This is a genomic window from Acetobacterium sp. MES1 (genome assembly GCF_002237635.1).
GTDB lineage: Bacteria > Bacillota > Clostridia > Eubacteriales > Eubacteriaceae > Acetobacterium > Acetobacterium wieringae.
In genome coordinates, this window is the sequence record NZ_MJUY01000009.1 from 50,186 (window position 1) to 69,519 (window position 19,334).

Consider the following 19,334-nt stretch of genomic DNA (forward strand, 5'->3'; position numbering starts at 1 on the left):
GATTCCTCCTTAAATTTATTATTGTTAACTTTTATTTTCCTGATTATTGCTTGACACTACGATTTCCAGTTGTACCGGCAAACCTTCATCGGCGATCATGTTAAGAAAGACTCTGACGATTTCCGGGTCAAACTGAGTGCCAGAACAACCTTTTAGCTCACTGATGGCGTAGGACAGATCATTAGCCTTTTTATAACTGCGGCTGTGGGTCATGACATCAAAGGAATCAATCACGTTGATGATACGACCCAGGTAGGGAATCGTTTGGCCTTTTAACCCATTGGGATAGCCGCTGCCGTCATATTTTTCATGGTGAGCCAGAATATCCTCGGCAATATGTTCCAGTGCGGGGGTTGACTTGGCAATCCGATAGCCGATTTCCGGATGGGTTTTAATGATTTCCCATTCTTCCTTACTAAGTTTAGACGGTTTATCAAGAATATATTCCGGGATCCCGATTTTGCCGATATCATGGAGCAGCGATAACAGCTCCAGTTCGTCCAGCTGATCCTTGCGGAGATTTAAACGGCTGCCCAGGGCCTTGCTCAACTGGGTAATCCGCATGGTATGGGCTTCGGTTTCGGTGCTTTTTTCATGGAGGGTGCGGGCCAGAGATCGGATTGTGGCATTCCGGGAACTGCTGCTTTCCATCAGCTTATTACGATACATCCGATTTTCAGCCAGATTCAACACATCTTCCGGCCTTTTCAGATCCACATTGCTTTCTGCATAACCCATGGCTAAACTGACATTTAAGTGAAAATCCCGAATTTTATCCGTTTCATCCGTAATCTCCCGGATCAGCTGACAGACGCCTTCCTGGTCAATGTCCTTAAGTAAAATAACAAACTCATCACCTGGCCATCGGGAAATAAAATCGGTGGGTCGACAGATCCGCCTTAGCACATTACTCACTGCCACCATGACCTGATCCCCCTCCTGATGACCAAAGGCATCGTTGGTCAGCTTGAGACCGTTGATATCACACATGATAATAAAATAGTGGGGATTTTGTTGCTGACTGAGAACCTCAAACTGTTTTTTCATGTAAGCCCGGTTTTTGAGCCGAGTCAGGGGATCTGAATAACTCAAAAAGAGAATTTCTTCCTCATTGATCTTTCTTCTGGTGATATCCGACAGGGTACTGATAAAACGAATCGGCTCATTGTTCTGATCACGCTGAACCACCTTACCACGATGGGACACCCAGATCACGCCATAATGCTCCGACATTACCCGGTATTCTCCTTCAAAGTAGTCCACCTTACCACTGAGCATATCCATAAAACTGCTTTCCAACCGGTTTTTGCAATCCCCATGTATTTTTAAAAAATAATCCTCATAAAGCTGACGGCCATCTTTCCCCCGATAGCCGATTAACCGCTTCCACTCAGGGCTGATATACGCTTCTTTTTTTTGCAGCCAGACATCCAGATACCCGTCATTGGTGGCTTCCATAATCAGACGATAGCGTTCATCCATCATTTTAATCTGCTGATTCGCCTGATCAATTTCCTGAAGCATCTGATTGGTGGAAACCGCCAGGGTTTTAAGCTCGTCCTGCCCTTCCATGCTGATCGATAGGGAAGTATCCCGTTTTATCCCCACTTCTTTGGTAAAGGCGATCAGTTTTTCGATTCTTTTTAAAAAATAGCGATTCACAATTAAATAATCAATACCCAGCACCAGTAACAATAAGACAACAAAACTGACCATAAAGAGGTTAAATTGGTGCTTGACAAAGCTGTAGTTTTCTTCCATCCGGGAAATCGTCATGACCAGATTTTCTTCGCCACTGCCATCCGGGAAGAGCCGACTGGCGGTGAGATAGGGTTTGCCATCAAATTCTCTTTTGCTAATTTGATTTTTGAGAATGGTGGCCGCCGCTTCTGCTTCTCTCAATTCCACATTGACGCCTGTTAAGGATTCAATGTAAGCCGTCATTTCGTCATCAAAGGTTCTGACCATCACCAGACTACCATTACTGACCGCATTATGATTGGAATTGTTCACCCGCCCGGTGGCGATCAAATAGGGCTGTCCTTCCAGTATCATCAAATGCGTTGTGACATCTGCATTATCCGTCAACAGTCCGGTATAAAAGTTATTCCGGGTAATTTTTTCAATCAGGGCCGCCGTCTGTTCTGCAGTCAGGTCAAAATCGTCAGCGCCAACCACCACACCGCTTTGGTTGACAAAGAGCATCATGTTTAAATCAAGGTTTTCCATGGTCTCGTCATTCAGATTGACGGTCACGTAATCCGGATTATGATCATTGATAAAATTATAGGTATCGTCCCAATAGGCCCAATCCTTTAAAATGCTATTAAAGTTTTCTTTTTCGTTGTCAATAATCGTCTCAACCATTTCAAAATCTTTATCCATCTGATTTTTCTGGGCATTGTCAACATAACCGTAAAAAACCCAATAAAAAATTCCGTAGGTTACCCCCAGAAGCACTGCAGCACTGCAAAGGGCGATTATAATTATTTTATATTTCAATTTCATCTGACACCATCTCGGTCTTCTTCTTTGACCCGTTTTTATTTGTCAATCGTTTTCATTTTATCAGCAACGGTGATTTGTTCAAAATCAACACTCACGTTATTCATTGATTTCTTTCTGACACATCCGACAATTATTAAACGTTAGCATTGCCATTTTCTGATTGTATCCGTATACCGGCGCTTTTATCCTTAAAATCGATCCTTAACCTTATCATAACAATAATCAAACAAAAATGACAGTCCCTATTTGTAAATTCCACTGCAATTTTTGACCTGATCCCCGGACTATAAACAGGCCTTTGGGGACACCCGATAAAAATGCACTTATGGCCGTGCTGTTGGTATAGTCCCCCTGGGGGCACTTATTTCGAACCAACCCGATCGACTCTTACATCTTGACATTTTCATTTTCCATGATATAATGCTGACAATTAAATATTTTTTGCGGGGGGACTTATTGTTGAGAAGGTTAAAACCTGACCCTTTGAACCTGTTAGTTAATACTAACGTAGGGAGGCAAGGCGTTTTAGCTTAATTTCTAATACGTACGTTTGGTGCTTTCCTATTGTGGAAGGCACTTTTTTATTACCCCAGATTTTAAATCAGAAAGGAAACGCTTGTGAAAAATTACCAAACCCAAATGGAGGCGGCAAAAAAGGGGATTATCACCCCGGAAATGAAAACCGTGGCCCAAAAAGAAGGCCTTGATGTGACCAAACTGATGGCTTTGGTCGCCTGTGGCCAGGTTGCCATCCCGGCCAATGTCCGACATCTCACCCTGTCGCCGGAAGGCATCGGTACTGGTCTGAAAACCAAAATCAATGTCAACCTGGGGGTCTCGGGGGATTGTAACGATTATAGTCTGGAGCTGGAAAAGGTCAAACTATCCCTGAAATTTGGGGCCGAAGCGATTATGGATTTAAGTAATTATGGAAAAACCAATACCTTTAGAAAGCAGCTGCTTGAACTGTCGCCGGCAATGATCGGTACGGTTCCGATGTATGATGCCATCGGCTACCTGGAAAAAGATCTGCAGGCGATTACCGCCCAGGATTTCATGCGGGTGGTTCGGGCCCACGCCGAAGAAGGGGTGGACTTTATGACCATCCACGCCGGAATCAATAAGCGGGCGGTGGAAGCCTTTAAGCGGTCGGGTCGACGCACCAATATTGTCTCCCGGGGTGGCTCACTGATCTTTGCCTGGATGGAAATGACCGGCAACGAAAATCCCTTTTATGAATATTACGACGAGTTTTTAGAAATCCTCCGGGAGTTTGATGTCACCATCAGCTTGGGGGATGCCCTGCGCCCGGGCTGTATTGACGACAGCTCTGATGCTTCCCAGCTCAGCGAACTGATTGAACTGGGTCATCTGACCAAACGGGCCTGGGCTAAAGACGTTCAGGTAATGGTTGAAGGCCCGGGCCATATGGGCATCAACGAGATTGCCGCCAATATGGTTATTCAAAAAAGGCTGTGTCACAATGCCCCCTTCTATGTCCTCGGTCCGCTGGTCACCGATGTGGCTCCAGGCTATGATCATATTACCGCCGCCATTGGCGGTGCCATCGCTGCTGCCAACGGCGCCGATTTTCTTTGTTATGTGACGCCAGCCGAACATTTACGGTTGCCCGATATCAATGACGTCAAGGACGGTATCATCGCAACCAAGATTGCCGCTCATGCCGCCGACATTGCCAAAGGCATTCCCCAGGCCCGGGACTGGGATAATATAATGTCCGATGCCCGACGCCAGATTGACTGGGAAACCATGTTTGAGCTGGCCATTGATGGCGAAAAAGCCCAGGCTTATTATGAAAGCACCCCCACCGAAGAAAAACATAGCTGCTCAATGTGCGGGAAAATGTGTGCGGTGCGCACCACCAATATGATTCTGGATGGTCAAACCGTGTCCCTGCACGCTGAGAATTAATCAACTTTATTCGTTTTTTGATCAATTTTAGCTTATCTTTTTTCTTAATCAGCCGATATCCATGTTAGCGGATTGCGTCTATTTCTGGCGTAATCATTTCGTAAAAACATGGAGGTGGATTTATGAAAATCGAAAGTTCAAACGTTACAATGGCCAGCCAAAGCAGTTATAAGGAAGCCACCAAAACGGTCGAATCCTTGCGTAGCTGGGATGCTCAGGGCAACTCTAAAACGACAACCACAACCATTTCTTCAGCAAAGGGAATGGATACCCTTGAAATATCAGAAGCGGCTAAAAATCTGCAGTTAAACAACCCGGCGCCACTATCGGCGGCCCCAGCCGAAGAGGAGGAAACCTCCTCCCTGACCAGTAAGGAAGAACAACAGCTGACCCTGCTAAAACGGATGATTGAGGCACTGACCAAGAAAAAAATCAGATTTGTGGTGCCCAAAAAAGCCACTCTGGAAGACCCGAAAATGAGTCAGGCGATCCAAAGTGCCTATTCCACCCGGAGTTCACTGCTGAGTGCTGCCGCCGGATGGGCTCAGGGTTTAGCCGGTGCACAACCCCGCAACAGCGTTCCTGCCAGTGGTGGCTTTGAATACCATCAGAGTGTCACCCACTATGAAGCCCAGAGCACGTCATTTCAGGCCCAGGCAGCCGTCACAACTGCCGATGGCCGACAGATCAATATCGATCTGCAATTAAATCTCAGTCGGGAATTCATCTCCCAGTCCAATCTGGATATCAAAGCTGGCAATGAACCCGTTCAAGTCGACCCGCTGGTCATCAATTTCGGAACTGGCAGTGCCTCACTCTCTGAGCAAAAATATGCCTTTGATATTGATGCCAACGGCAGCCTCGACCAAATTTCTTTTGTCGGTCCCGGCAGCGGCTTTCTGGCCCTGGATCTCAATGAAGACGGCACTATTAATGACGGCAGCGAACTCTTCGGGCCGCAAAGCGGCAACGGTTTTGACGATCTGGCTAAGTACGATACCGATGGCAATAACTGGATCGATGAAAATGATGCTATTTATGACAAATTGCAAATCTGGTCCAAAGATGCTGCTGGTAAAGATGTTTTGATGGCTCTGGGCCAAAAAGGGATCGGTGCCATTTATCTGGGTAACGTCAATACCAGCTTTGCCCTTAAAGGCGCCAACAATCAGACTAACGGCCAACTCCAGCGCACCGGGATCTATTTAAACGAAAATGGTTCGGCCGGAACCATCCAGCATATCGATCTGACGATCTGACACCTGCGATGAATCAGATAATGGCCAGACCCAATCAAAAGAGGTTTTGTTAATTATGATTGACAAAACCTCTTTTTAATGTTAAAAATTGAAATAAAACGAATCTGACGAGGCCATTATGAAACAACGTAATAAAGTCGGACTGCTCATCTCACTGATTATCCTCGTTGGTATCGTGGCGATTGTATTCTTCAGCTTTACCACCTACAGCAAAATTATTAAAGATGATGTACTGAATATTTCCAAACTCACCTCCACCAATATTTATTCAGAAATCAATAACGAACTGACTAAACCGATTTTTGTCAGCCTGACCATGGCTAATGACAGCTTTGTCAAACAGTGGCTGGCCCAGGAAGACCCGCAACGCAATCCGGAAATCATTGATTATCTGGAAGGTATCCGAAGCAAATATAATTATCATTCAGTCTTTCTGATTTCTGCCCAATCGCTGAATTATTTTCATTACAACGGCTTGTTTAAAACCATTTCACCCCAGGATGACCATGATCAATGGTACTATGATTTTATCAATCAGGATAAGCTGTATGTCTTGGACGTGGATCAGGATCAGGTCGATAACCAGCGCTTAACCATCTTTATCAATTGCAAAATCCTTGACGAACAGGGCAACTTGATGGGGGTGGCCGGGGTTGGCATTGAAATGACCTATGTTCAGGAACTGCTGGAAAATTTTGAACGGGACTATGATTTGGAAGCCTTTCTGGTTGATGAAACGGGTTTGATCCAGGCCCACACCAATCCCAATCTGATTGAAAATCAAAACATCAACGATCTCGACATCTATGCCGCTATCGGACCCGATCTCTATAATAAAGCGGATGCCATCAACGTCTTTAACGACGACAACTTATATAATCAGCAATACATCATCAGCCATTATATTGAAGAGCTGGACTGGACGCTGATTGTCCGAAAAGATACCTCGGAACTGGCCCAGTCTTTTAATCAGCAATTGTATTATGATCTCTTTGTTGTCATCCTGGTGCTGACCTCGGTGCTGATTATTGTTCAGCGGATTATCAAAAAAAATGACCAGCAAATGAAGAAGCTGGCCTTGCTCGATAATCTGGGTATCCTCTCCAATCGCAAGGATTTTGATCAGCATTTAACAGCCACCCTGGCCCAAAGCGATGAGACCCGGGGTGCCTGGTCCGTTTTCTTAATGGATCTGGATCATTTTAAAGACGTTAACGATACCTACGGCCATTTACAGGGGGACAAGATTTTAATCCATGTGATGAACCTGTGCAAGTCCGCCCTCAGTGATCATCTGATCACCCGTTGGGGTGGTGACGAATTCAGCGGCATCATTTACCTTGCTGGGGTTTTGGCGGCTGAAAAAATGGAGGCGTTGCGGTTTGAAATTGTCAATGATCCCATGCTTTCCGAATTCAATATCACCGTCAGCATCGGAATAACCCAGGCGATCGATATTGATACCGAAGATACCATCCTCCGTCGCGCCGATAAAGCCCTTTATGAGTCCAAAAGTAGTGGCAAAAACCAGGTGATGCTGCTCTAAAAATAACGATAAAAGGATGAATCAGGCGATTCATCCTTTTTATTTGTTACGTTTTGATAATCTTGTAGATTTGGGTAAAGACCTGCTTTTTAAATGTCTCAAAACCGGCTGCTGTGAGGGGGGTTGGATAGGTCATCAGCTTCAGCGGAATTTTTTTACTCATATCGCCCCGATAAACTGGCTGGTCATAACCATATTGAGATAAATGAAAGCCCAGCCGCAAATAGAAATGAATGCGTCTTAAATTGGTTTCTGTTTTTTCATCTTCCACTTCAATGACCACCGGTTTTTCCGCCTGGGATAAGAACGCCCGCATCATCCCAGAACCGATGCCACCACCCCGAAGACTGGAATCCACCGCAAAATGTTCCACAAAAATACGGGTTCCCAAATCCCACCGGGCAATAAAACCCAGCATTTGATCCGCTTCGTTTTGCGAAATTAGAATCCTGTATCGGGGATCACGCAACTGAGCAATCGCATTTTTCGGCGGTCTGACTTCCTCCACGGGAAAAGCTTCTTCCATCAATTCATATACGTTTTCAAAATCTTTTTCTGCCAATTTCAACAGTTTGATTCGTTTCACACCCTTTCTTCTGTATTTTCGTCTCAACCCACCTACCAGCTTTTAAGAAAGATCAGGGTATCCACGTAGACATTGTCTTTTAGGCGGTAGCCATCTTTAATCGTCCCGATGATTTTAAAGCCCAGCTTTAAGTACAGGGTGATGGCCGGATAATTGGTGGATACCACGGCATTAAACTGAAGCCCCTTAAAACCCTTATCCTGGCTACGCTTAAGGCAGTCTTCCACCAGCTGGCGTCCGATGCCCTTCCCCCGATAGGCCGGTTTAACCCCAAACGAGGCATTGGCAATATGTCCACAGCGGCCAATATTATTGGGATGCAGGATATAAAGCCCAACGACTTCGTCACCCCGGAGGGCACAAACTGTTTCGGTTTGCTGAGCAAACATTAGCGCTGCTTCGGCTTCACAAAGAACCTGATCACCGGGAAAACTATTGGCTTCCTCCACAATAAAATTCCAAATTTCAGTGGCCTGTTGCATATCTGCCTGACGTAAAGTTCTCATTTCGATGTTCATAAGATCCTCCTAAACGGTCATTTATTTTTAAACACTGCTGCTAAATTCGTTTCACTTCATTAATATAGCATAAATTGGCATTTTCACCAACCCCATCCGGTCTTCCGGTATTGTAAAACCTGATCAATTAATTGCAATTTCTATTATTTTTTACGATTATTTTTGATTTATTTTAAAAACTCCGCTATAATGTGAGTCAATAAGGGCAGTAAGAACATCGCCTGACGCCGTGAATCGGCTTTATCTGCACATTAATGCTGCCGTTGCCTTCTTGCCGCCAATCGGATTCTCTGCGATCATACCATTCTTCCGCTGTTTTGCCGTATTCTTTCCAGAAAGGATTAATTAAGATGGAACCTGATCTGAATAAACTAAAAGATAACTGGACAAACTTTGTTGCACATGGCATTCTCGATAGCAATACCCGGCCAATTATTAAACGTTCCTGGGAATACTGTCAAAAAATCAAGCTGGATGTGAACGCTGGTAAGGGCGAAAGCATTGAAGCCTGCCAGTTAGCCCAAGTCCTGGCCCAAAACCGGGAACTCATCAAAATCGCCCAGCCGATTATGCAGAATCTTTATGAAATCGTTTTATCCTCCCATTTTGTACTGGTTTTAACTGACAAAAACGGCGTCCTCCTGGACACCATCGGTGATGAGGTGGTCAGTATGCGGGCTTCCGAGTTGCGGTTTTTAAAGGGCACCGTTTGGACCAATGCGGCGGTGGGCTCCAACGCCATCGGCATCGCCCTGGATGAAGATGGCCCGGTTCACGTGGTCGGTGCTGAGCACTATTGTGTTTCCCACCATACCTGGACCTGTTCGGCCACCACCATTCACAATGTCAAGGGCGAAATCATCGGCGTTCTTAATATGTCCGGGGAAAGCCATAAGCTCCACTCCCATACCCTGGGAATCGTAGTGGCGGCGGCCTACAGCATCGAGAATGAACTGGCACTTTCTCATACCTACCGGTCCATGTCAGCCTCGCTGGACAGCACCGAAGATGGGATTCTGGTCACCGATGAAAACCTCAATCTGCAGTGGATGAATGTCGGCGCCCAGAAGGTCCTGCGGATAAATATGGATGAATTTAATACGATCGGCTTTAAAAAAATCTTTAAAAAAATGGACATCGGCGGTGAAATCTGGAATAGTGATGAAACCACCCATTACTATACCGATGTCACCGCCCATATCGGCAGCCAGAAAATTCAGTGCAGCGCCAATATTTCAAGAATTCTGGAAAACGATCAGATTCAGGGCTACTCCATCGGCATCCGGGAGATCAAGCATCTTCACAGCGCCGTCAACCGGGTCAGCGGCAACGTCGCCATCTATACCTTTTCCGACATCATCACCCAGAACCCGCAGATGCGGATGATTATCAAAACGGCTGAAAAAATGGCCCGTTTTAAAAAGTGTATCCTGATTGAAGGAGAAAGCGGTACTGGTAAAGAAATGTTTGCCCATGCCATTCACCGGGCCAGTGCCTTTTCCCAGGGCCCCTTTATTGTCGTCAACTGCGCCTGCCTGCCCCGGGATCTGGTCGAGAGCGAACTGTTTGGCTATTGCAAAGGAGCCTTTACCGGGGCGCTTAATGAAGGCAAGCCAGGAAAATTTGAACTGGCCGAAGGTGGCACCATTTTTCTTGATGAAATCGGCGAAATGCCGCTGGAAGTTCAGGCCAAGTTGCTCCGAGTGGTGGAAACCTGTACCGTTTCCCGGATTGGCAGCCAAACCGAACGTAAGCTGAATATCCGCATTATCGCTGCCACCAACCGCAATCTCGAGCAGGAGGTTAAAAACAAGAGCTTTCGGGAAGATCTCTATTTCCGTCTCAATGTGATTTATCTGCACATTCCGCCGCTACGGGTGCGGGGCGATGATATTGTCTGGGCCGCTTCCCACTTCCTCGATCGCCTCAATCGGGAATATCCGGAGCATAATAAAAGCTTGTCCAAAGAATTTCTGGAAGGTCTGAAGCTGCATCCCTGGCCGGGCAATGTCAGAGAACTGCAGAATTACATCGAACGAACCTTTTACCTCTGTCCCGAGCCGATTATCTCCAGCGATTACCTGCCGACCCCGCCCCCCCGTCAGTTCGTCGAAACCAGTGTCCTGCCACTGGCCACCGGCCCGACCCTGGATGATCTGGTCAAGGCCAATCTGGAGAAAATCCTCAAAGAAACCCATGGCTGTGTGGAAGCCTCCGCCGAAATGATGGGTCTGAGCCGGGCTTCGCTGTACCGCAAAATAAAAAAATACAAGATCGATATCAAGGATTTCCGTTATTTGTCGCAAATGTGAGATTTTTCTCATTTTTGCGACAATCGATTCGCAAATATGAGATACGCCTGATCAATCTGGCGTATCTTTTTTTGTTCAAAAAATCCCATTCTCAAATCAAACCCTATTTTAAAGCCATTTCAAAAAAATTCACGCTGAATTTAAAAGTTGGCACGGTTCTTGTTATTAGTTAAGTCATCTAAAATCTTTGGATAATACAAAAAAGGAGACTATTGAATTTATGAAACTTGATAAAGCAATTATCAAAGACATGTACATCCGCATGAAACGGATCAGGGAATTTGAAACAAAGGCCATGAACCTTTTTGCCGAAGGGGCGATCCCCGGTTTTGTGCACCTCTATTTGGGTGAAGAAGCCGTTGCCACCGGCGTCTGCCAAGCCCTTAACGATGCCGACTACATCACCAGTACCCACCGCGGTCATGGTCATATCATTGCCAAAGGCGGCGATCTGAAATATATGATGGCGGAACTCTACGGAAAAGAAACCGGCTATTGCAAGGGCAAGGGCGGTTCGATGCACATTGCCGATGCCACCAAGGGTATTTTAGGTGCCAATGGTATCGTCGGCGCAGGCCATAATCTGGCTGTTGGCGCCGGTTTCAGCGCTCAATACCGGGGCACGGATCAAGTCTGCGTCTGCTTTTTTGGCGATGCCTCCACTAATCAGGGAACCTTCCATGAGTCGATGAATCTGGCCAGTATCTGGAAACTGCCGGTTATCTTTGTCTGCGAAAACAACGGTTATGGCATTTCGATGAGCCAAGCCCGTCATCAAGCCATTAAAGATATCGCTGACCGTGGTACCGCTTATGGTATTCCCGGCATTTCAGTCGATGGCAATGACGTAATTGCCGTGCACGAAGCCGCTGTTGAAGCCGTTAAACGGGCTCGCAACGGCCAGGGTCCGACCCTGATCGAGTGTAAAACCTACCGTCAACGGGGGCATTTCGAAGGCGATGCCGGTAAATACAAACCCACCGAAGAGCAGGAAATGTGGATGAAAAAAGATCCGATGCCACGGATTGAAAAATACATGCTCGATAGCGACCTTTTCACGGCCGAAGAACTGACCGACCTTCAGGACTCTGTCGTCAAAGAAATTGCCGAAGCGATTGAATTCGCCAATGCCAGTGCTTATCCGGAATTATCCAGTGCGGTTAAAGATATTTATTTTGATATTGTTGAGGAGGTTCGTTCAAGATGAAACAAATGACTTATGGCGAAGCCATTCGTGAGGGCATGCGGATTCGCATGCAAGAAGATGAAAATGTATGTATTTTCGGCGAAGATGTCGGGGCTTTTGGTGGCTGTTTCGGTGTCACGGCCGGACTTTTCGACGAATTTGGTGATAAGCGGGTTCGCGATACTCCGATTTCGGAAGGGGTTATCATCGGCTGTGCCGTTGGTTCAGCTGCCACCGGCCTGCGCCCCATTGCCGAGCTGATGTTTATTGACTTCTTAACTGTCGGGATGGATCAGCTGGTCAATCAGGCTGCGAAAATGCGCTATATGTTCGGTGGCAATATTTCCGTGCCGATGGTTGTCCGTTTACCCGGTGGCGGTGGTGTCAGTGCTGCCGCTCAGCATTCTCAGTCATTAGAAGCCTGGTTGACACATGTTCCCGGATTAAAAGTCGTTTATCCCTCCACCCCACAGGACGCCCTGGGTCTGATGCTTGGCGCCATCGATGATGAAGATCCGGTTATGTTCGTCGAACATAAGGCGATGTATGGAATGAAAGGGGACGTTGATGATGTGATCGTTCCGATTAAACTGGGGGTCGGCGACATCAAACGGGCCGGCACCGATGTTACCGTGGTGGCCACTGGCAAAATGGTTCATGAGGCCTTAAAAGCCGCTACCAAGCTGGAACAGGAAGGGATTTCTGTCGAAGTCATCGATCCCCGCACCCTCTATCCGCTGGATAAACAGATGATTTTTAACTCCATTGAAAAAACGACCCGGGTGGTTATTGCCACTGAAGAAGTCAAACGGGGCAGCTTTGCCGGGGAACTGGCGGCATTGATTTCCGAAGCCTGCTTCTTTAATCTGGATGCCCCGATCAAACGGGTCAACGCCCTGGATACCCCAATTCCCTTTGCGCCCAACCTGGAAAACTTTGTCCTGCCCAACGACGTCGACATCTACAATGCCGTCAAGGAAGTGATGGCTTAATTTTTAAGGTTATCCATGAAATCAAAAAATTACGGAGGTTATTATGGCACAATTAATCGTCATGCCCAAGTTTGGGCTGACAATGACAGAAGGCACCATTGGCAGCTGGAATGTAGCTGTTGGCGACACCATTGCTGAAGGCGATATTCTCTGCGAAATCGAAACCGATAAATTGACCAATGAATTTGAATCCCCCAAAGCCGGGGTACTGCTAAAAATCATCGAGGGTGACGGTGCCACCGTTACCTGTCTGGAACCGATTGCCATCATTGGTGAAGCCAATGAAGATATTTCCGGCTTATCCGGCGGTACAACTCCCCAGGCGGCTGAGGAAGCAGCGCCCATCGAGGTTATTGTTCGCAGTGAAACATCGGCCAAAACCGCTGGCGGGCGCCTCAATGCATCCCCGCTGGCTAAAAAACTGGCTAAAGAAAAGGGCATTGATCTTTCCTTAATCACCGGCACCGGTGCCAAGGGCAGCATCACCGTGGACGATGTCAACAATTATACCCCGGTAGCCGAAGCTGACCAGAAAGTCTCTGTTTCTCCGGTTGCTAAAAAAATGGCTGAAGCGTCGGGGCTTGATTTAAGTACCCTAGCTGGCGATGGTCGGATTATGAAAAAAGATGTGGCCGCCCGGTTAACTGAATCGTCAACAATCGAAACGGCCCCAGAAACCATCCTGCTTAAAGGTATGCGTAAAACCATCGCCAAACGGATGAGCGAAAGCTGGAGTATCTCGCCCCGGGTCACCTATACCCGGCCAGTCGATGCCACTGCCATGAAAGAATTCCGTGCTAAACTAAAACCGGAGTTTGATAAACGGGGGCTCAAGCTGACCTTTAATCATATTATCATGAAGGTCTGCGCCCAGGCCTTGCTGGAGTATCCGCATATTAACGGCAGCCTGGTTGATGATACCCTGGTCCTTCATCCTCACGCCCATATCGGTCTGGCCATCGGTCTGGATTCCGGACTATTGGTACCCAATGTGAAAAACTGCGACAGCAAGCCGCTTTCTCAAATCGCTGCTGAAACTGAAAAGCTGATTGCCGATGCCAAAGCCGGTTGCACCCAAATGGATGACCTGGTCGGCGGCACCTTTACCCTGACTAACCTGGGGGCTTATGGGATCACTTCCTTTTCACCGATTATCAATCAACCGGAGCTGGCAATTTTAGGGATTGATGCGATGGTTGATACACCGGTGGTTATTGGTGGTCAAATCACCATCCGGCCAATGATGAATCTGAGCCTCACCGCTGACCATCGCATCATCGACGGCATGCTGGCTGCTCAGTTCCTGCAGCGGATCGGGGAATATCTTGAAAACCCCTCGCTACTGCTGGTTTAAGACTGTGAAAGAAGGTAAATCTATGACACATCTAGCAATCATCGGCGGTGGCCCCGGAGGATATGTGGCGGCCATTCGGGCAGCCCAGCTGGGCGCCCAGGTTACCCTGATCGAAAAAGACAAGCTGGGGGGCACCTGTTTAAATGTGGGGTGTATCCCCACCAAGGCCCTGCTCCATTCTGCCGAGGTGCTGACCGAAGCCAAAAATTCTGCCCAAATTGGCCTAATCATCCCTGAAGCAGGTTTTGACTGGACGAAAATTCAAAAACATAAGGAACAGATCAGTACCAAGCTTTCAGGCGGCGTCAAGGGCCTGCTAAAGGCCAATGGCGTCAAGCTCATCACTGGCAATGCCCAGTTTTTAAACGATGACGTCTTGCTGGTCACGGAAGCATCGGGAAAAACGGACGAACTACGGCCGGATAAAATTATCATTGCCAGCGGATCAATCCCTGCCCTGCCACCGATTCCCGGGATCAACCATCCCGATTGCATCGATTCCACCGGCGCCCTGTCACTGGCTCAGGTTCCAGAAAGTCTGGTCATTATCGGCGGCGGCGTCATTGGTGTGGAAATGGCGTCAGTTTATAATCAGTTTGGCTCCAAGGTAACGATTGTCGAAATGCAGCCGGGGATTCTGCCGCTGATGGATGGCGAACTGGGAGAAATGCTACGAAAAAAACTGATGCGGGATGGGATTGAGATTTTAACCGGTACCCAGGTCTTATCGATTGACGGCAATGACAATCAGATGACCGTTAACATCAACAAAGATGGCAACAAAAGTGCCATCAGCGGCCAAAAGGTATTGGTGGCAATTGGCCGAAAAGCTGAATTATCAACACTGGGACTGGATAACACAACCATCAAAACCGATAAAAAGGGCATTCTGGTGAATCCAAAAATGCAGACCAACGTCCCCAATATTTACGCCATCGGCGATTGTCTGGGGAAAACAATGTTGGCCCATGTGGCCTCGCAGCAGGGGGAAGTTGCCGCCGAAAACGCCATGGGCCATGAGGCCAGCTATGATGAAAAAACCAACCCCTCCTGTGTCTACACCAACCCCGAATTCGCCAGTGTGGGTCTGACTCAAGAAGATATCCGGGGTCGGGAAAAAGATTATTCCATCGGCCGCTTTCCGCTGGCGGCCAATGGCAAGTCGCTGATTATGGGGTCTACCGAGGGGATGATCAAAATCATCTCTGATAAAAAGTATAAAGAAGTGGTGGGCGTTCATATTCTCGGCCCCCGGGCCACCGACCTGATTGTCGAAGGTGCCCTGGCACTGCGGCTGGAATCCACGGTGGAAGAAATCATCTCTACCATCCATGCTCACCCCACGATCGGCGAAGCGATTAAAGAAGCCGCCCTGGCGACGGAAAACCGGGCCATTCACTGGAAATAAACCGCATGCGTGTGAAATGAGAATTCTAAACGTGCGAAATTTAGCTGTTTTCTCCTTCTATACAACAGCCTCCAAATACTTTTGGGTATTTAGAGGCTGTTGTAATATTACCTAACTAAATCAAGTTCTATATTCATCAACTTAGCTTTCTATCGGTTTCATCCCGTTTTTTAAACCACATCGTTTCTGCCTTTCAATACGGTTTTCAGGATCAAAATCCACCGGCCATCAGTTGTTTTTTGTGTCTCGATTAACACTGGCAAGCTCTTCTTCCCGCCATTGCCGAATGCCCTTGTCCATGACCGGCATCATTTTTTCCATCATTCCAGCGATGTTCTTTTGGTGATCTTCCCGATCAAATAATTGGTCATCTCTCAGGTAATCGCCCAATAGTTTTCCTAATTCTGCACCTCTCTCAAAAACGCTTTGGTTTTCCACATCGAAACAACTTGCTTCAGAAACCGAACCTTTTTCGCCGACCTGCATGCGGGCAAAAGAATTCTTGCAAGTTTCCCCATACCCACAACTTAAACAGGGAACACTGCCATTAATAACTAACTGATCCAGTAAAATAAACCCTTCCATGACCATTTCCATGGCAATCTCCCGATTAACCTGATCCGCTACATCCCGATTAAGTGATGTTACCACGGTGATCGCATACTTTCCATTGTTTAAACCATTGATATGTCGCATCGACCATAACCGCTCAAAGAATGCCTTTGAGAAAGCGTCAATCATGCCATAGGGCGTATATGCTCCGAAAACTACAGCCTCTGCGCCTAAGATTAATTCACTTATTTCCTGAAAATCGTCGTTCTGAACACACTTATTTGTTGTCACACAGGCTTTACACGCTAAACAGGGCCGGACAATCCGGCTACTCAGTTTAATGAACTCATATTCCACCCCCGCATTTTCGCCAATATTCTTCAGCATTCTGTCCGTATTGCTGTCTTTAACCGGTGAACCGCTGATACATACTATTTTTTTCATCTTGACCTCCAGAATTGTATTCTGGTTAAATTATATCGTTAAATGAAACTATTTTCTGTATAGCAGGCTACACTTTTACTCATGTACAATATAATGTCGATTATTTTTTTCCAGCTTTCCCATTTCAATTAATTGATTGATTGAACGGGTCACCGAAACCCGAGATGCATTAACCAGAAACCCGATATCTTCATGGCTTAAATAGCAATCAATCTCCAGTCCAAGATTAGTTATTCGTCCATGACGGCCAGCAATCTGCTTTAAGGTATTATAAACCTTATCCTGAACATCTTTTAAGGCATTATTGGTCATTCTTTCAGTGTATTCCATCATTTTGCTATTGATGCTAAAAAATATTTTTTCAAGAATCACTGGATCTTTGATTAATTCAACCATCTCTTTTTTAGAGCAGGCGCAGATATAACTGTTTTCCAGAGCGATACCACTAAATGGATAATTAATGTCTTCAAAGATAATGTTTTCACAAATCAAATCTCCCGGTTTTAGGATGTCAATGACAATTTTCGTCCCGTCTTTAGTGAATTTCTGCAACATAATCTTCCCGGTTTGAATTAAAAAAACCTTTTCTCCTTCCTCACCCTGACAAAATAATAATTCACCCTTTTTAAGCAAACCACCCTTGGCTAAACCATAAATTGCATTTTTTTCAGTGTCAGTCAGAATACTGAAGATCTCCAATTCTTTCATACACGTATATTTTTTATTCTTCGATGCCACTTTATTTTTTCCATTCTTTTATATTCGTATTGTTATTATCATATCGTTTTATCAAATGAATGGCAAGACCTACCTGACAGCCCATTTTGATTTTTAAATATCACCACTTTCAAAAAAACGGTAGATAAGCTAACCTTACCTGCCGTTTTCTTACTCTGGTTACCTATTTTTCTTGCGTAGTTCAAAATCCTCATCAATTTCAGCCTTCCAGTTGGCCGGAATCGGGTTGCAGGCCCGCATTTCACTGACCACCTCACTGACCACCCGATAGTTCAGTTGGGTTCCCTGACTATCGGCATGATAATTAGCGGCTCGATCAGCACCGATCCCAAACCGGGCGGCGGTTTCGATGGCATCAATATTGGCCCCCAGGAAAATAAATTCCCACTGATACTGGGTTTTCTCCAGTTCAATCAGACGCTTAATTTTTTCATAGGAATATTCCCGGCTGGCGTTTTCCAGGCCATCGGTGGTGATCACAAAAATGACCTGATCGGAGCGATGCTCCGGCTGAGTATGACGCTGGGCATTGGCAATCTTGTGAATGGTTTTTCCGATCGCATCCAACAGGGCGGTGCAGCCGCCGACATAATAGTCGTTTTCAGTAATCGGGGCAACCCCATGAATATCAATCCGGTCATGAAGCACTTCGTAACCATCATCAAAAAGTATGGTCGTGACCCGAGCCTCGCCAGGCGCCTGTTGCTGTTTTTTAAGCATCGCATTATAACCACCGATGGTGTCGCTTTCCAATCCTGACATCGAGCCGCTTTTATCCAGAATAAAGACCAGTTCCGTTTTACTTGTTTGGTTTGTTTTCATGATATTATCCTCCGTTTCTTTGATAAGTAGAGAATAGCACGATTGGTCTGGCTGGTGGTCGCTTTTAAAACGACAATCAGGCCCCCAGCAATGCCTGATCAAAGGCAAAGAGGGCTTCGTTGATTTCATAGATGTTATAATTTTCGGCACTGATAAAATATTCAATGATCAGATCAAAGATATGGCTGTGGGACAGGGCATAGCCCGCCCGCCCCAGCAGATCATGGGTCTCGTCAAGGCTTAGCTCCAGGGCAATGGCAAAGGCGATGGCAGTGGCCTTGCTGGGATTATAATCTTTCTTGCTACGGATCTTGGAAAACAGTTTCCGGTCGATATTGGCTTTTTTATAGGCTTGGACATCGGTCATGCCCTTTTCATCAATCAGCCGCAACAGCATCTCTGAAAAGGACTCATCCAATTGGCCCAGCACATCGGCCAGACTTCGTTTGACTGATACCGCCGGAGCTGGCATAAAGGGCCGGGTTTCGGCCAATTTTTCGACTTGAGCCCGCATTTGGCTGCGATTATAGCTGGGCAACTCCGGCTCGAATTCCATATTGCGTTCATAAATCGGATGTTCATCCACATAATGATCATCAATAAATTTTTCGATATCGGTAAATAGCTTTTCACTGAAAGCAAAGGCTTTCTTATCAAAAACCACCAGATAAATAAACATCTCATGTTCCAGCAAAAATTCTGTGATGGCCACTACCGCAATCTTCAAGGCCTGATCCTTGGGATAGCCATAGATGCCCGACGATATCAAGGGAAAAGCAATGCTCTTACAATGATGTTTCAGGGCCAACTCTAGCGAACGGGTATAGGCCCGGTGCAGCAGTCGGGCCTCGTCGGCACCACCGCCCTGCCAAACCGGCCCGACGGTATGGATGATCTTTTTTGCCGGCAACTGGTAACCGTCAGTGATCACGGCATCGCCCACTGGGCAGCCACCAATCTGGTCACACTCGGCCTGGAGCGCCTCGGCCCCGGCAGCGGCAAAGATCGCCCCACAAACCCCGCCGCCCATTTTCAAGCCGGTATTGGCGGCATTGACGATGACGTCCACCGTCATTTTAGTAATATCGTTGCGGATGATTTCAAATGGCATGGGTCACAATCCTCTCTGTTCCAATCCGGCTTCCTCATACTGCCTGATTCTGAACGGGCATTTTTC

15 protein-coding genes and 1 riboswitch are annotated in these 19,334 nt (G+C 46.6%); of the genes, 8 read left to right on the top strand and 7 right to left on the bottom strand.

The features are described 5' to 3' along the window. Window positions 1-24 precede the first annotated feature (24 nt). The gene (locus BI182_RS02835) at window positions 25-2,508 is read right to left on the bottom strand and encodes an HD domain-containing phosphohydrolase (RefSeq protein WP_286805393.1); all 2,484 of its coding nucleotides are present in this window, start codon (window positions 2,506-2,508) and stop codon (window positions 25-27) included. Between the two features lie 435 nt (window positions 2,509-2,943). After that, window positions 2,944-3,040: riboswitch (TPP riboswitch) on the top strand. 107 nt (window positions 3,041-3,147) lie between these two features. Between BI182_RS02835 and thiC the strand changes: the two genes are divergently transcribed. From thiC to BI182_RS02850, 3 genes are all read left to right on the top strand, one after another. Further along, window positions 3,148-4,440 (top strand): phosphomethylpyrimidine synthase ThiC, encoded by a 1,293-nt coding sequence (gene thiC, locus BI182_RS02840; protein ID WP_286805422.1) that lies wholly within the window; start codon window positions 3,148-3,150, stop codon window positions 4,438-4,440. Between the two features lie 122 nt (window positions 4,441-4,562). Further along, on the top strand, window positions 4,563-5,699 hold the full coding sequence (locus BI182_RS02845; RefSeq protein WP_070371685.1) for an SPM autocatalytic domain-containing protein: 1,137 nt from the start codon (window positions 4,563-4,565) through the stop codon (window positions 5,697-5,699). Window positions 5,700-5,817: 118 nt separating this feature from the next. Continuing rightward, window positions 5,818-7,245: a sensor domain-containing diguanylate cyclase gene (locus tag BI182_RS02850; protein WP_286805395.1), complete on the top strand. Its 1,428-nt coding sequence runs from the start codon at window positions 5,818-5,820 to the stop codon at window positions 7,243-7,245. Between the two features lie 46 nt (window positions 7,246-7,291). Here the strand turns inward: BI182_RS02850 and BI182_RS02855 are convergent, their stop codons facing one another. Together BI182_RS02855 and BI182_RS02860 are read right to left on the bottom strand one after the other, a co-directional pair. Further along, window positions 7,292-7,831 carry a GNAT family N-acetyltransferase gene (locus tag BI182_RS02855; RefSeq protein WP_286805396.1) on the bottom strand — a complete coding sequence of 180 codons (540 nt, stop codon included), beginning with the start codon at window positions 7,829-7,831 and terminating at the stop codon, window positions 7,292-7,294. 32 nt (window positions 7,832-7,863) lie between these two features. After that, complete coding sequence (locus tag BI182_RS02860; protein WP_286805397.1) at window positions 7,864-8,349, bottom strand: GNAT family N-acetyltransferase; 486 nt, start codon at window positions 8,347-8,349, stop codon at window positions 7,864-7,866. 350 nt (window positions 8,350-8,699) lie between these two features. Here BI182_RS02860 and BI182_RS02865 point away from each other — a divergent pair, with 350 nt between their 5' ends. The 5 genes from BI182_RS02865 to lpdA all read left to right on the top strand — a co-directional run bounded on the left by BI182_RS02865 (window position 8,700) and on the right by lpdA (window position 15,601). Then, window positions 8,700-10,661, top strand: coding sequence for a sigma-54-dependent Fis family transcriptional regulator (locus tag BI182_RS02865; protein ID WP_286805398.1), 1,962 nt, complete (start codon window positions 8,700-8,702; stop codon window positions 10,659-10,661). Window positions 10,662-10,881: 220 nt separating this feature from the next. Continuing rightward, entirely contained in the window at window positions 10,882-11,868 is a 987-nt protein-coding gene (locus BI182_RS02870) for a thiamine pyrophosphate-dependent dehydrogenase E1 component subunit alpha (protein WP_148636859.1), read from the top strand. After that, window positions 11,865-12,839 (top strand): alpha-ketoacid dehydrogenase subunit beta, encoded by a 975-nt coding sequence (locus tag BI182_RS02875; protein ID WP_286805401.1) that lies wholly within the window; start codon window positions 11,865-11,867, stop codon window positions 12,837-12,839. Before BI182_RS02870 ends, BI182_RS02875 begins: the two co-directional genes overlap by 4 nt. 43 nt (window positions 12,840-12,882) lie before the next feature. After that, window positions 12,883-14,193 (top strand): dihydrolipoamide acetyltransferase family protein, encoded by a 1,311-nt coding sequence (locus tag BI182_RS02880; RefSeq protein WP_286805402.1) that lies wholly within the window; start codon window positions 12,883-12,885, stop codon window positions 14,191-14,193. A gap of 22 nt (window positions 14,194-14,215) precedes the next feature. After that, on the top strand, window positions 14,216-15,601 hold the full coding sequence (gene lpdA, locus BI182_RS02885) for a dihydrolipoyl dehydrogenase (protein ID WP_286805404.1): 1,386 nt from the start codon (window positions 14,216-14,218) through the stop codon (window positions 15,599-15,601). A gap of 228 nt (window positions 15,602-15,829) precedes the next feature. Here the strand turns inward: lpdA and BI182_RS02890 are convergent, their stop codons facing one another. The 4 genes from BI182_RS02890 to BI182_RS02905 all read right to left on the bottom strand — a co-directional run bounded on the left by BI182_RS02890 (window position 15,830) and on the right by BI182_RS02905 (window position 19,268). Continuing rightward, window positions 15,830-16,597, bottom strand: a complete 768-nt coding sequence (locus BI182_RS02890) for a flavodoxin family protein (protein WP_286805406.1) — start codon at window positions 16,595-16,597, stop codon at window positions 15,830-15,832. A 75-nt stretch (window positions 16,598-16,672) separates the two neighbouring features. Next, the gene (locus tag BI182_RS02895; RefSeq protein ID WP_228877924.1) at window positions 16,673-17,335 is read right to left on the bottom strand and encodes a Crp/Fnr family transcriptional regulator; all 663 of its coding nucleotides are present in this window, start codon (window positions 17,333-17,335) and stop codon (window positions 16,673-16,675) included. A gap of 159 nt (window positions 17,336-17,494) precedes the next feature. After that, window positions 17,495-18,157, bottom strand: a complete 663-nt coding sequence (locus BI182_RS02900) for a vWA domain-containing protein (RefSeq protein WP_286805410.1) — start codon at window positions 18,155-18,157, stop codon at window positions 17,495-17,497. 76 nt (window positions 18,158-18,233) lie between these two features. Then, the gene (locus tag BI182_RS02905) at window positions 18,234-19,268 is read right to left on the bottom strand and encodes a macro domain-containing protein (protein ID WP_286805412.1); all 1,035 of its coding nucleotides are present in this window, start codon (window positions 19,266-19,268) and stop codon (window positions 18,234-18,236) included. Window positions 19,269-19,334: the final 66 nt, after the last annotated feature.